Origin of the sequence: Inquilinus sp. YAF38 (genome assembly GCF_052113205.1) — a bacterium.
Taxonomy (GTDB): domain Bacteria; phylum Pseudomonadota; class Alphaproteobacteria; order DSM-16000; family Inquilinaceae; genus Inquilinus.
In genome coordinates this window covers 1-13510 of the sequence record NZ_JBFRCU010000010.1, presented here as the reverse complement: position 1 = coordinate 13510, position 13510 = coordinate 1, and the positions used below count along the sequence as shown (strand labels likewise).

At 69.4% G+C, this 13510-nt stretch carries 13 protein-coding genes; 6 read left to right on the top strand and 7 right to left on the bottom strand.

Going from position 1 to position 13510, the window contains the following annotated elements; translation table 11 throughout:
- Positions 1 to 180: 180 nt before the first annotated feature.
- From AB4Z01_RS06540 to AB4Z01_RS06530, 3 genes are read left to right on the top strand one after another with little or no spacing between them, the layout of a single operon-like run.
- Positions 181 to 672: a hypothetical protein gene (locus tag AB4Z01_RS06540; RefSeq protein WP_441691804.1), complete on the top strand. Its 492-nt coding sequence runs from the start codon at positions 181 to 183 to the stop codon at positions 670 to 672.
- Positions 673 to 680: 8 nt separating this feature from the next.
- Entirely contained in the window at positions 681 to 920 is a 240-nt protein-coding gene (locus tag AB4Z01_RS06535) for a hypothetical protein (protein ID WP_441691803.1), read from the top strand.
- Entirely contained in the window at positions 920 to 1576 is a 657-nt protein-coding gene (locus AB4Z01_RS06530) for a DsbA family oxidoreductase (RefSeq protein ID WP_441691801.1), read from the top strand. Before AB4Z01_RS06535 ends, AB4Z01_RS06530 begins: the two co-directional genes overlap by 1 nt.
- 56 nt (positions 1577 to 1632) lie before the next feature.
- Here AB4Z01_RS06530 and AB4Z01_RS06525 read toward each other — a convergent pair whose 3' ends face one another.
- The 3 genes from AB4Z01_RS06525 to AB4Z01_RS06515 form a co-directional block, all read right to left on the bottom strand.
- On the bottom strand, positions 1633 to 1824 hold the full coding sequence (locus AB4Z01_RS06525; RefSeq protein WP_441691800.1) for a hypothetical protein: 192 nt from the start codon (positions 1822 to 1824) through the stop codon (positions 1633 to 1635).
- An 84-nt stretch (positions 1825 to 1908) separates the two neighbouring features.
- Positions 1909 to 5394 carry a transcription-repair coupling factor gene (gene mfd, locus AB4Z01_RS06520; protein ID WP_441691798.1) on the bottom strand — a complete coding sequence of 1162 codons (3486 nt, stop codon included), beginning with the start codon at positions 5392 to 5394 and terminating at the stop codon, positions 1909 to 1911.
- A complete protein-coding gene (locus AB4Z01_RS06515) occupies positions 5391 to 5678 on the bottom strand; it encodes an FAD assembly factor SdhE (protein WP_441691796.1) in 288 nt (95 codons plus the stop codon). The genes mfd and AB4Z01_RS06515 overlap by 4 nt, the downstream gene beginning before the upstream one ends.
- Positions 5679 to 5723: 45 nt before the next feature.
- Here AB4Z01_RS06515 and recG point away from each other — a divergent pair, with 45 nt between their 5' ends.
- Complete coding sequence (gene recG / locus AB4Z01_RS06510) at positions 5724 to 7805, top strand: ATP-dependent DNA helicase RecG (RefSeq protein WP_441691795.1); 2082 nt, start codon at positions 5724 to 5726, stop codon at positions 7803 to 7805.
- Positions 7806 to 7847: 42 nt separating this feature from the next.
- On the opposite strand, the gene AB4Z01_RS06505 is transcribed toward recG, so the two are convergent.
- Together AB4Z01_RS06505 and AB4Z01_RS06500 are read right to left on the bottom strand one after the other, a co-directional pair.
- Positions 7848 to 8690 carry an alpha/beta hydrolase gene (locus AB4Z01_RS06505; RefSeq protein WP_441691794.1) on the bottom strand — a complete coding sequence of 281 codons (843 nt, stop codon included), beginning with the start codon at positions 8688 to 8690 and terminating at the stop codon, positions 7848 to 7850.
- A gap of 78 nt (positions 8691 to 8768) precedes the next feature.
- Entirely contained in the window at positions 8769 to 9917 is a 1149-nt protein-coding gene (locus AB4Z01_RS06500) for a porin (RefSeq protein ID WP_441691792.1), read from the bottom strand.
- 206 nt (positions 9918 to 10123) lie between these two features.
- Here AB4Z01_RS06500 and AB4Z01_RS06495 point away from each other — a divergent pair, with 206 nt between their 5' ends.
- On the top strand, positions 10124 to 11581 hold the full coding sequence (locus tag AB4Z01_RS06495) for a DEAD/DEAH box helicase family protein (RefSeq protein ID WP_441691790.1): 1458 nt from the start codon (positions 10124 to 10126) through the stop codon (positions 11579 to 11581).
- Between the two features lie 24 nt (positions 11582 to 11605).
- Complete coding sequence (locus AB4Z01_RS06490; protein WP_441691789.1) at positions 11606 to 11980, top strand: ankyrin repeat domain-containing protein; 375 nt, start codon at positions 11606 to 11608, stop codon at positions 11978 to 11980.
- Here AB4Z01_RS06490 and AB4Z01_RS06485 read toward each other — a convergent pair whose 3' ends face one another.
- Together AB4Z01_RS06485 and AB4Z01_RS06480 are read right to left on the bottom strand one after the other, a co-directional pair.
- The gene (locus AB4Z01_RS06485) at positions 11981 to 12349 is read right to left on the bottom strand and encodes a GFA family protein (protein ID WP_441691787.1); all 369 of its coding nucleotides are present in this window, start codon (positions 12347 to 12349) and stop codon (positions 11981 to 11983) included. It abuts the gene before it with no gap.
- Positions 12350 to 12411: 62 nt separating this feature from the next.
- The coding region (locus AB4Z01_RS06480; protein ID WP_441691785.1) for an FUSC family protein at positions 12412 to 13510 on the bottom strand (1099 nt) is incomplete at its 5' end.

The window sequence follows — 13510 nt, the reverse complement described above, 5'->3', positions numbered from 1 at the left end:
CCGGCTGCTGACTAGCCACGGCTCGCATTAACCGGGATGCCGGGTGTCGCCGCTAGCCTGGAACCGACCCCGACTGCGAAGGCGGCGACACGTCATGCGATCGGCCGGGCGCGGCATCACCGCGCTTGCCAGCTGCCCCCTCCCCCCGGATGATGCCCCTCCTCCGGCCGTACGGTTGCCATGGACCTCCAGGATTCCCTCGTCACCTTCCTCCGCCACTTTCCGCGGACGGACGATGCCACCCTGATCATCCTCAAGGGCCATCTCTTGCTGGAGGAGGAGATCAACAACCTGCTGCAGGAGATGCTGCCCAACCCGCAGGCGCTGGACGGCCTTCAGATCAACTTCTTCATCAAGACCCAATTCGCCCGTGCCCTGATCAAGAACGAAGCGCTGGACGATCTGCTGGATGCGGCGGAGAAGCTGAACCGCCTGCGCAACCGGCTGGCGCACAACCTGGAGCCATCCGGGGTCGAGGCCGCTATCCGCGATTTCGTCACCGCCGCCGATGGCCGGATCCTGGGCGGCGAGACCGCGCCGGAGCAGCAGTTGAAGCGGCGCATCGCCTTCCTCTGCGGCCAGTTGCTGCGCTTCCGCACCGAGTATCGCGCCGCGCGCCAGATCCTGAAGACCAGGGTCGGCGGCGGCAAGTCGAAGCCAAAGCGGTCCTGAGGGCGACGATGCCGAACTGGCGCAACCGCGGCGGTGGGCGGCGTGACCCGGAGCGGGTCGAACGGGCCGTGAAGGCGGATCGGCTGCGGCGGGACCGCCGGGCCAAGGCCAACCACGAAGTGCAGGAGGCCGAGCGCAACACGCTGGCGATCGGCCTTCTGGCCGGGGAGATCGCCGACCGCGATGCCGCCGCCGCGCAGGAAGCCGATCCCATTCCCAAACGGCCTCCACCGCGGGATACTGGGTGATGCGGATCGACATCTTCTTCGACGTGGTCTGCCCCTGGTGCTACATCGGCAAGCACCGGCTGCAGCGCGCCCTGGCAATACGGCCGCTGCCCGGCATCGAGCTGCGCTGGCAGCCCTTCCAGCTGAATCCGGAGATGCCGAAGCAGGGGGTCGACCGGCAGAGTTACATGATCGCCAAGTTCGGCGGGCGCGAGCGCATGCGGCAGATCAACGCCGTGGTCGCCGAGGCCGCCGGCAAGGAAGGCCTGCCCCTGAACCAGAGCGTGATCCGCCGCACCCCGAACACGGTCGAGGCGCATCGGCTGATCCGTCATGCCGGCGAACTGGGCGAGGCCGACCGCATGGTCGATGCGCTGTTCGCCGCCTATTTCGTCGACGGACTGGACGTCGGCAACCGCGAGATCCTGATCGGCATCGCCGAGGAGCTCGGCTTCGATCGCCGCCGGATATCGGGAGTCCTGGCCAGCGAGATCGGCATCGCCGAGATCCAGGCGGCCGACCTCCGGGCCCGGCAGCTCGGCATCCAGGCGGTGCCGTGCTTCGTCTTCGACGGCCGCTATGCCGTCTCCGGCGCGCAGGAGCCGAGCGCCTTCCTGCCGCTGCTCGACCTGGCCCGCGAGCACGCCGTCTCCGCGCCGCTGTCGGAGCGGGCGTGAAGGCACGCGTGTAGGTTGGGTTCGCTCAAGCGAACCCAACACGTTTTTCGCTAATACTATCGGATACTCCGCAGCGCGGCACTGGCGCGCCGCCCAATCTCAGCGACGAAATCCTCAAGATCACCCAGCTCAATATCGCGATACCGGCCTTCCTCGATATCAGCGAAGCCGATGCGGGCGACCTCGCGCAGCCGCTGGAGAACGGGTTCGTCGAGATGATCGGTCAGGCCAATATCACGTGCCGGCATACCAACTCTCCCGTCTCGGTCGAGGGTAGCATGTCGGCGAGAGCGTTGGGTTCGCGATGCGAACCCAACCTACGCACAACACCCCTACCTCGCCAAATCAGCTAGGCGCTGCACCAGCTTGCGGGCGCCGCTGACCCGGTCCTGCGGCGTCTCCCAGCCGCGGGCATAGACCAGCTTCTGGTCCGGCCGGACCTTGATCGCCCCGGCCATGCGCTGGATGAAGCCGATCAGCTTGTCCGGCTTGGCGAACCGGTTGTCGCGGAAGCCGATCACGGCGCCCTTCGGCCCGGCGTCCAGCCGCTCCACCCCGGCGGTGCGGCACAGCTGCTTGATCGCCACCAGCTCGAGCAGGTTCTCGACCTCTTCCGGCAGGGCACCGAAGCGGTCGATCAACTCGGCGGCGAAGCCGTCAAGTTCCGCCTGCCCTTCCAGCGCCGAGACCCGGCGGTAGAGATCGAGCCGCACCTGCAGGTCGGCGACATAGGTCTCCGGGATCAGCACCGGCACGCCGAGATTGATCTGCGGCGTCCAGCTTTCGGCCACCTCGTCCGTCGCGGTGATGCCGGCACGGGCGGCGCGCACCGCCTCGTCCAGCATCTGCTGGTACAGCTCGGCCCCGACCTCGCGGATATGGCCCGACTGCTCCTCGCCCAGGAGATTGCCGGCGCCGCGGATGTCCATGTCGTGGCTGGCCAAAGTGAAGCCGGCGCCCAGCGTGTCCAGCGTCTCGATCACATGCAGCCGCTGCTGCGCCGTCTTGCTCAGCGCCTTGCGCGGACCGTAGGTGAGATAGGCATAGCCGCGCAGCTTCGACCGGCCGATGCGGCCGCGCAGCTGGTACAGCTGGGCCAGACCGAACAGGTCGGCGCGATGGATCACCATGGTGTTGGCGGACGGCACGTCGAGGCCTGATTCGACGATCGCGGTGGCCAGCAGCACGTCGAACTGGCCGTCGTAGAAGGCGCTCATCACCTCCTCGAGCTGGGTCGCAGCCATCTGGCCGTGGGCGACCGCGATCTTCACCTCCGGGACCAACTCCAACAGGGTCTGATGCGCCTCGCCCAGATCCTCGATCCGCGGGCAGACATAATAGGTCTGGCCGCCGCGGAAATGCTCGCGCATTACCGCCTCGCGGATGATCACCGGGTCGAAGGGCAGGACGAAGGTGCGCACCGCCAGACGGTCGATCGGCGGGGTGGTGATCAGCGACAGCTCGCGCACGCCGGACAGCGACATCTGCAGCGTGCGCGGGATCGGCGTGGCGGTCAGCGTCAGCACGTGCACATCCTCGCGCAGCGCCTTCAGCTTCTCCTTCTGCTTGACGCCGAAATGCTGTTCCTCGTCGACGATGACGAGGCCGAGATTCTTGAACGACACCTGCTTCGACAGGATGGCGTGGGTGCCGACAACGATGTCCATGGTGCCGGCCGCCAGCTCTTCCCGCACCAGCTTCGCCTCCTTCGGCGTGACCATGCGCGATAGCTGGGCGACACGCAGCGGCAGGCCCTTGAAGCGTTCGGAGAAGGTGCGGAAATGCTGCCGGGCCAGCAGCGTGGTCGGCACCACCACCGCGACCTGGACACCGTTGGCGGCGGCGGCGAACGCGGCGCGCAGCGCCACCTCGGTCTTGCCGAAACCGACATCGCCGCAGACCAGCCGGTCCATCGGCCGGCCCGCCTGCAGGTCGTCCAGCACCTCGTCGATGGCGCGCTGCTGGTCCTCGGTCTCGGCATAGGGGAAGCGGGCCGCGAACTCCTCGTACAGCCCTTCCGGCGGCGGCAGGGCGGCGGTGGTGCGCAGGGCGCGGGCGGCGGCGATGCGCATCAGCTCCTCCGCCATATCCTTCAGCCGCTTCTTGACCCGCGCTTTCCGCGCCTGCCAGCCGGCGCCGCCCAGCTTGTCCAGCTGCACGGCCATGTCGCCGGAGCCGTAGCGCGACAGCACCTCGATGTTCTCGACCGGAACGAACAGCTTGTCGCCGCCCTCATAGACGATGCGCAGGCAGTCATGCGCCGCGCCGCCGACGGTCAGCGTCTCCAGCCCCTCGTAGCGGCCGATGCCGTGATCCTGGTGGACGACGATGTCGCCCGCCGCCAGGGCCGAGACCTCGGCGATGAACTGCTCGGATTTGCGGCGCTTCTTCTGCGGCCGGGTCAACCGGTCGCCGAGGATGTCCTGCTCGGTGACGACGGCGAGGTCCGGGGCCGAGAACCCGTGCTCCAGCGGCAGCACCACCATGACGGCGCTGGCCGGCTTGGTCTTCTCCACGCCGGCCCAGCTGTCGGCGACGGCGAAGTCGGCGCGGCCCTGCTCCGACAGCATCGTGCGCAGCCGGTCGCGGGCGCCGGTGGTGTAGCCGGCGATCAGCACGCGCTTGCCGGCGGTCTTCAGTTCGCCGATGTGATTTCGCACCGCGGCGTAGAGATTGACCTCCGGATTGGCCCGGGCCTCGGCGAAATCATGGCCACGGCGGCCGCCGGCATCGACGCCGCCCTCCGGCGGGGCGAAGGGCGAGAAATTGGCCACCGGCCGGCCGGCCAGGCCGGCATCCCATTCCGCCACGTCGAGATACAGGCGATCGGGCGGAATCGGCCGGTAAGGCACGCCCTTGGCCTTCTTCTGCGCCGCCTGATGGGTCAGCCGCGCCTCGTAGAAATCGGCGATCTGGGCCAGGCGCTGGTCGCGCGCCTGCTCCAGCTGGTGGTCGAGCGTGACCGAGGCGTCGGGCAGGTAGTCGAAGACCGTATCGAGACGGTCGTGGAACAGCGGCAGCCAGTGCTCCATGCCGGGCTGCTTGCGGCCGGCCGAGATCGCCTCGTAAAGCGGGTCGTCGTCGTTGATGGCGCCGAACAGCTCGCGATAGCCGCTGCGGAAGCGGGCGATGGAGGCCGGATCGAGGAACACCTCGCCCATCGGCTTCAGCGTGATCCGCTCGACCTCGCCGGTGGTCCGCTGCGACATCGGGTCAAAGCGGCGGATCTTCTCCAGCTCGTCGCCGAACAGATCGAGCCGCAGCGGCTCCTCGATCCCCGGCGGGAACAGGTCGACGATGCCGCCGCGGATGGCGAATTCGCCCGGCTCGCGCACCGTCTGGGCGCGGACATAGCCGTTGCGCGCCAGGAAGCCCTGCAGCCCCTCAAGGTCCACCCGCTGCCCGGGCGCAATCGACAGGCTGGCCTCGGCGAAGGCGTCGCGCGGCGGCACCCGTTGCATCGCCGCGCCGATCGTGGTCAACACGACGAAGGGCCGGCCGGGCTCGCGCGCAACAAGCAGCCGCGTCAGCGCGTCGACGCGCTCCGCCACCGTCTCCGGATTCGGCGAGACGCGGTCATAGGGCAGGCAGTCCCAGGGCGGCAGCACCACGACCGGCAGGTCGGGCGCGAAGAAGGCCAGCGCCGCTTCCAGCGCCGGCAGCCGGGCGTCGTCGCTGGCGACATGCAGCAGGCCTTTGTCGCCGGCCTTGCGCGCCAGTTCGGCGATCAGCCGCGCATCCTGGCCCTGCGGCACGCCGCCGATGGTGCGATGGCGGGCGGCGCTGCGGGCGGCGACGGGTTCGGCCAGGGCGCTCATGCGCCACCCCGTGACCGGGCATAGTCGATCAGCAGCCGCAGGACGTCGCTGTCGGACTCGGGCGGCACGGGCAGCCGCTCGGTCACCCAATCCCACAGATCGGGGTCATTGTTCTCCAGCAACTCTCCGTAGCGGGCGAGCTGATCCGGGTCGAGTCGGCCCAGCACGGCGTCGGCGAAGCCGCCGAGCAGCAGGTCGGCTTCACGGGTGCCGCGGTGCCAGCTGCGGAAGCGCAGGCGACGGCGCAGCGGCTCCAAGGCATCGCTATCGGTCGGCTCGGTCATTGGCTTAAGGTGCGTGTCCACGTGAGCCCCATATAGACCCGAGCCTTGCGTCCGCAAATCCTCTTCCCGCTCTTTGCTGCCATCGAATCCCTGCACGGCATCGGTCCGAAGATCGCCCGGCTGATCGAAAGACTGGCCGGGCCGAAGGCGTTGGACCTGCTATGGCACCTGCCCTCTGGCGTGGTCGACCGGCGCCGGGTGGTCAGCCTGCGCGAGGCCCCGCCTGGTGGTATCGTCACCCTGACCCTCAGAATCGACGGCCATATCTGGGGCTCGTCCACCCGCGCGCCACACCGGGTCCGCGCCTCGGATTCGACCGGGACGGTCGATCTCGTCTTCTTCCACGCCCAGGCGAAGTGGCTGGAGACGACCTTCCCGATCGGCCAGACCCGGATCGTCTCCGGCCGGATCGAGCAGTATCAAGGCAGCCTGCAGATGCCGCATCCCGACCGGGTCGGCACGCTGGAGGAGCGCGAGGCGATCGCGGTGGTCGAGCCGATCTATCCGCTGACCGCCGGCTTACAGCCGCGCACCCTGGCCAAGGTGATCGCCGACGCCGTCGCCCGGGCGCCGGAGCTGCCGGAATGGCAGGACGCGGCCTGGCTGCAGCGCCGCGGCTGGCCGAGCTGGCAGGACGCGCTGCGTCGCGCCCATGCGCCGGAGGATGCGGCCGACCTGCTGCCCGTCGCCCCCGCCCGCCAGCGCCTGGCCTATGACGAGCTGCTGGCCAACCAGCTGGCCCTGGCGCTGTTCCGCCGCTCCACCCGCCAGCGCCCCGGCCGGCCGACCAGCGGCGAYGGGTCGCTGCGGGAAAAGGTCGAAGCCGCCCTGCCCTTTGCCCTGACCAACGCCCAGCGCCTGTCCCTGGCCGAGATCTATGCCGATCTGGCGGCACCGAACCGGATGCTGCGGCTGCTGCAGGGCGATGTCGGCAGCGGCAAGACCGTGGTCGCCCTGCTGGCCATGCTGGCGGCGGTGGAGGATGGCCGCCAGGCGGCGCTGCTGGCCCCGACCGAGATCCTGGCCCGGCAGCACCGGGAGACGCTGGCGGCGCTGCTGCAGCCGGTCGGGCTGGAGCCGGGCCTGCTGACCGGCCGCGACAAGGGCAAGGCGCGGAAGGAGACGCTGGCCGGGCTGGCCGACGGGTCGATCCGAATCGTCGTCGGCACCCATGCGCTGTTCCAGGAGAGCGTCGAATTCGCCGACCTGGCCGTGGCCGTGATCGACGAGCAGCACCGCTTCGGCGTGCATCAGCGGCTGCAGCTCTCGGCCAAGGGCGAGGGCGTCGACGTGCTGGTGATGACCGCGACGCCGATCCCGCGCACGCTGCAGCTGACCGCGTATGGCGACATGGAGGTGTCGAAGCTGACCGAGAAGCCGCCGGGGCGCACCCCGGTCGACACCCGCGCCGTCTCGGCCGAGCGCATCGACGAGGTGGTGGCCGGGATCGGCCGGCACCTCGCCGGCGGCGGCAAGGCCTATTGGGTGTGCCCGCTGGTCGAGGAATCGGAGACCAGCGACCTGGCCGCGGCGACCGACCGCTTCGACGACCTGCKCCGCATGTTCGGCGAGAAGGTCGGGCTGGTGCACGGCAAGATGAAGGCGGCGGAGAAGGACGCGGTGATGGCCGGCTTCGCCGAGGGCGGCATCGACCTGCTGATCGCCACCACGGTGATCGAGGTCGGCGTCAACGTGCCGGCGGCGACGGTGATGGTGATCGAGCATGCCGAGCGGTTCGGCCTGGCCCAGCTGCACCAGCTGCGCGGCCGGGTCGGGCGCGGCGACGCGGCGTCGCGCTGCATCCTGCTGTATTCCCCGCCGCTGTCGGAGACATCGCGGCAGCGCCTGGCGACGATCCGCGAGACCGAGGACGGGTTCCGCATCGCCGAGGAGGATCTGCGGCTGCGCGGCGCCGGCGAGGTGCTGGGCACACGGCAGAGCGGCCTGCCGGAATTTCGCGTTGCCGACATCGACTCGCAGGGCGACCTGCTGGCCGTGGCGAAGGACGACGTCGCCCTGATCCTGAACAAGGACCCGGAGCTGGAAGAACCGCGCGGCCAAGCGCTGCGCACGCTGCTGTACCTGTTCGAGCACGACAGCAGCGCGAAATATCTCAGGGCTGGATGACGGTTCGCCGCATCGGGATGAAAGCCGGGCGCCGTTCGCGCATCAGAATCGCTTCACCGCGGCGACCAGATCCCGGAAGGCCGGCGCCTTGCCGCGGAAGGCGGGATAGAAGGTCAGCAGCAGGCCGACATGGCCGAGCCCGGGATACAGATGGGTTTCGACCGGCACGCCCGCGGCATGCAGGCGTTCCGCCATCTCCGTCGTGTTGGCGGGCCTCACCGTGTCGTCGGCGGCGCCATGCAGCAGCACCATCGGCCGCGCCTGAGGCCCGACCTGGGCGATCGGCCGAGCCTTGTCCTCGTCGGTCAGCCCGGCGAAGACATCGCGCGTCGGCCCCCAGGTCAACGGGTGGAAGCTGTACGGCCCCGCTTCTCCGACCACGCCGCGGATGCGGGTCAGGGGCAGCCCTTCAGCCGCGAGATAGGACGGGTCGGTCGCCAGCAGCGCCGCGATATAGGCCCCGGCGGAATGGCCGACCAGCACGATGTGGTCCGGATCGCCGCCGAAGCGGCCCGCATTCGCCGCCGCCCAGGCGACCACGGCCGCCCCGTCCTCGACGAAGGCCGGGAACGGGCTGGCCGGGGCCAGGCGATAATCCGGCACGATCGCCACGATCCCCTCGGCCGCCAATGCCTGGCCGACGAAACGGTAGTCGCGCCGCTCACCGCTGGTCCAGCTGCCGCCATAGAAGAACACCACCACCGCGGCGGGTTTCGAGGACGGCACCCGGGGCTGGTACAGGTCGAGCCTCTGCCGGCCCTCCACGCCATAGGCGATGTCCGCCTGGGCCACGGCCGTGTCGTGGACCAGGGCCGCGTTGAGCATCCCAAGCGGCGAACAGCCGGCCGGCAGCAGGGCCAGGAGAGAGACGAGGAGCTTGTGCATCCATGATCCTAAGCGCCAACCCGGCGATCGGATCAATCCTGCCCGCCCAGGGCGCGGCGAACCGCGCCCTGGTCCGGGTCAGAAGTTGAGGATGCTGCCGACGCTCAGGGACGATGTCTCGAAGTCCGTGCCCTGGCGGAACTCGTCCTTCTCGTATCGTAGCTCGCTGAACACATCGAGGCCCGGCGCCAGATTGTAGACCAGCGTGCCGATCACGTTGTGGCTGGTCTTCAGGTCGTCGCCGTCGGTGAAGGTCGAGTTCAGCCCGCTGTTCTTCTCCGCCGTCGTATAGGCGTAGCCGATCGAGGCCAGCCACGGGCCGGTGGTGTAGGACAGGTCGCCGACGATCGAGTCGATCGCCTTGTCGGCCCGGAAGGTGCTGGCGAAATGCGTCCAGCTGGCGCTGGCCCAGATGCCGTTGGCGAAACCGACCTGGCCGGCCAGGTAATAGGCCTCGAGATCGTGGTTGCCGCTGACGCCGTTGCCGTCATAGGCCATGCCGGAGAAGCGCAGCTCGGTGCCGTCGAATGTCTGCCGGTAGTCGATGCCGCCGCCGATGACGTTCTCATAGACGGTGGTGCTGTCGTTGATCAGGTCGTTGCGGCCGCCATTGCCGGCATGGCCGTTGCCGCCGACCACGGGCGTGAAGTCGACGCCGAAGGACAGCCCCGCGAAGCTGGGTGACGTGTATTTGACCTTCGTGTCCTTGGTGTTCAGCCCGCCGAATTGCTGGTAGGGCGCCAAGGCGAAGAAAGCGTCGCTGCCGCCGATCCAGGTGCCGGGGCTGCGGAAGCCGTTGCCCCAGTCGGTGTCGAGGCCGAATTTCGTACCCAGCGTCTGCTGCGCGTAGACGTGGAAATCCTCCGCGATGTAGGGCGCATCGCCGAGGGTCACCGTGCCGAAATCGCCCTTCAGGTAGACATAGGTACGATCGACGGTGACGTCGTTGCGGCGGTCGACATTGTTGAAGCGGATCCGGGCACCGTATTCCAGGCCGGAATCGGTGACGTTCTTGATGTCGAACTGCAGCCGCGCGCCCGACTCGAAATCGTAGTCGCGATCGATGTCGGGGCTGCGATTGTCGTTGAACAGAACGCCGGCCAGAAAACCGATGCGGCCCGAAAGCTTGAGCTGCAGGCCGGAGGTCACGTTCGCGTCCTCGGCGTGGGCCGCGCTCGCAACCGCGAGGACCGCCAGCGCGGCCCCACAGAATAAGCTCTTCCTCATGGAAACCTCTGATCGCAAGCGATCGTTTCGGGGATGACGCGGCGCACCATGCTCCCGAGCATCCATAAAACAAAGCAAAAACAACGGTGTAATCGAATTGTCATAGCGTTACCCTGGACATAGGGACCGCGTCCTGCCAGGCGACCGGTCAGGAATCACAGACGGCGCCATTGCACTCCGCCCCGGATCGGGCCACGAAGGCGACGATGCAGATCATCGATCCGACTAAGATCCGCCCTGCCGACAAAGGCCCCGATTTCGTGCCGCGACCGCACCAGCGCGTCGCCCGCGACGCCATCCTGGCGGCCCGGGCGGCGGGGCGGCCGGGCTTCCTGCTGGGCGACCTGACCGGGCTGGGCAAGACCCTGTCGGCTTGGCTGGCGGTCGCGGCGATGCCGGAGGCCGAGGTGCTGGTGATCTGCCCGAAGGGTGCGGTGCCCCAATGGCGCCGGACCATCGCCCGCTCCGGCACCGCGGCGAAGCGGGTGACCCTGACCAATTTCGAGAAGACCAAGTCGCTGCTGGCACCGCCGCCCGCCAGCACCAAACGCTCGACGCGGGCCAAGAACAACGAGCTGGCGAAGCACGGCACGCCGAAGCGGACCTGGCCGATCGTGGTGATCGACGAAGCCCATCGCATCCGCAATCCGAACTCGCAGCAGGGGCTGGTCTGCCGGCAGATGGCCGCGGCCGCCGAGTTCACCATCTATATGAGCGCCACCGCCGGCCAGGCGCCGCACGAGCTGTCCTATCTCGGCCGGCTGCTGGCCGAGGCAGCCGGCGGCACCGGCGACCTCGACGGCTTCCGTGCCCTGATGAAGCGGCTGCGCATCGGTCGCGCCAAGGGCCGCTGGAAGAACTGGAGCTGGGAGCCAAACCCGGAGGATCGCCGGGTGATGGCCGACCTGCTGTACAAGGGGTCCAAGGCGATCGGGCTGCGCCGCCGGCCGGAGGACATCGCCGGCTGGCCCGAGGTGCAGCGTGAGCTGGCGCCGACCGCGCTGGACGTCCCGGCCCGGCGGCTCTATGAGGCGACCTGGCGCGAGTTCCGGCGCGAGCTCGGCCTGGCCGGCGGCAGCACCCGCCGCGCCACCGGCTGGGCCGCCGATCTGCGCTTCCGCCAGAAGGCCAGCCTGCTGCGCATCGCCGGCACCACCGATTTCTGCGAGGATCTGCTGGCGAACGGGCAGCAGGTGGCAGTCTCCGTCGCCTTCCTGGAGACCAGCGCCATGCTGGCGGAGGCGCTGCGCGGCCGCGGCTGGTCGGTCGGCGAGATCAACGGCACCCAGTCTGGCGACGCCAACGAGGCCACCCGCATCGCCTTCCAGACCGGCCGGCTGGACGCCGTGCTGTTCACCGTGACGGAATCGATCTCGCTGCATCGCGGCGAGCTGCCGGGCGGCGAGCGCGACCGGTCGCTGGTGGTGCACGACATGCGCCACAGCGCCATCCAGCTGCAGCAGATCGAGGGGCGCTGCCACCGCGACGGCGAGCGCGCGGTGATCTACTACGCCTATGCCGAGGGCACGGTGGAGGAGACTGTGGCCGCCACGGTGATCGCCCGCATGGCGTCGATGGAGGGGATGGCCGGCGACGACACCGCGATGCTCGACGCCATCGCCGCCGTGGTCGAGACCGCAGCGCTGCGGCGCGACGCTGCCTGATACGCTTGCTGTGAGAATGCCCCGATGAACGCGGACGACGTGCTGAGACGCTACCAGGATCTGCCCGACTTTGCCGGGACCGACCTGTCAGACGTGAACCAGCCGGGAGCCTTCGGCGACGCCCCGATCCATGTCGCGGCGAATCGCGGCCGGACCGATGAGATCACGGCGCTGCTGGACGGCGGCGCCGATGCGAATGCGCCGGGCGAGCTCGGCAACACCCCGCTGCACGAGGCGGTGATGCAGAACCGGATCGAGGCTGTAAAGCTGCTGCTGGAGCGCGGCGCCGATCCGCAGCGGAAGAACCATTTCGGCGGCTCGCCGCTGGACGCCGCCCGCTCCCGCCAGAACCGGCGCCTGGTCCGGCTGCTGGAGGGCGGCGCTCCGGCCCGCCGGTGACTACCAGAGGTTCTTGCCGTCGATCACCGTCACCGGCACTGCGTCCAGGTCGAAATCGTCGAGCAGCCGGGCATTGATGCTGACCTTGGGGTTGCTGAAATCCGGCTGGCCGGTGCTGAAGTCCGGCGTCTCGGTGTAGGTGGTGCAGCCGCACACACCGCAGTGGTGGTGGTGGATGGTGTAGCTGCCCCACTGATAGGTCGACACCCGGTCGCGCGCGGTCTTCAGCTTGAAGTCGGCGGCCGGGTAATAGCCCCACAGCGCGCCGCGTTTGGAACAGAAGGAGCAGGTGCAGCGGGTCACGCTCTCCGGCGCCGTCGGCACCTCGAACTGCGTCGCGCCGCAATGGCAGCTTCCCTTGACGGTCATGGCGTTTCCCCCTCTCTCGCCCGGTGAGTCCCGGCCGGGCAGTGTGGCCGAGATCGCCTGCGCTATGCCACCGCCGTAGCTCCGATCACGTCGGCCAGCGCCTCGACGGCATCGACCATGCGGTCGGTCGCCTCCAGCAGTGCGATGATCACCGGCAGATCCGCCTCGGGCTGGCGGGCCAGGTCGAGCAGTTCGCTCAGCGCCCGGTGCCGCGCCGGCAGGTCGGACGGGATCGCCGGCACCCGGTGGTCGCGCAGGGCAGCGGCCAGCTCGCCCAGGGCGGCGGCGATAGCGTGGCCGAAGGAACCGATCGCGGCGTGCTTCGCCAGCGCCGCGGCGCCATGGTCGTGCAGCGCGCTCTCCAGCGCCATGCCGGCGCGCAGGATGCGGTTGGCATTGGCGAAGATCGCCTCGGCCCGCGCCGGCTGCTCGGGATCGGCCGGCTCGACCCGCAGCCGCTCGACCGAGGCCTGGGCGTTGACCCGGGCGGCGCGGGCCGCGGCGCGGGCTTCGGCCTGGACCTTCGCGTCGGTGCCCAGCAGTGCCGTCAGATAGATGGCATAGGCATCGAGCATGGCGGCGATCACCGGCCGCTCGCGCCCGCGTTCCCAGGTCGGCCACAGCAGATAGGCGGCCAGCGCCAGCAGGCTGCCCAGCACGGTGGCGACGCCGCGGTCCAGCAGCGTATGCCCCGCCGGCTGCCCGGCCAAGCCCAGCAGCAGCACCACCACCGCGGTCAGCAGCGACACCGCCAGGCCGTAATGCACCGGCACCAGATAGCGGAAGCCGAAATAGAGCGGCGCGATCAGCAGCGCCTGGGCCAGCGGATGGTCGGCCACCAGATAGATGACGGCCGTGGCCACCAGCAGGCCGGCCAGGGTGCCGAACATGCGCAGCAGGCCGAAGCTGACCGTCCCGCCGAAATCCGGCTTCAGCACGATCACCACCGTCATCGCGATCCAGTAGAACTGCGGCAGGCCGATGGCGCGGCCCAGCGCCTCCGCCATCACCACGCAGACGGTCAGGCGCAGCGCGTGCCGGAAGGCGGCGGAGGACAGCGACAGGTTGGCGCGCAGCGTCGCCAGCGGCGCGCCAGGGCGCAGGGCGGCCGGCTGCAGGGCATCGCGTTCGGCCGCACGCCGGTCGCCGCGGACGCCGGCC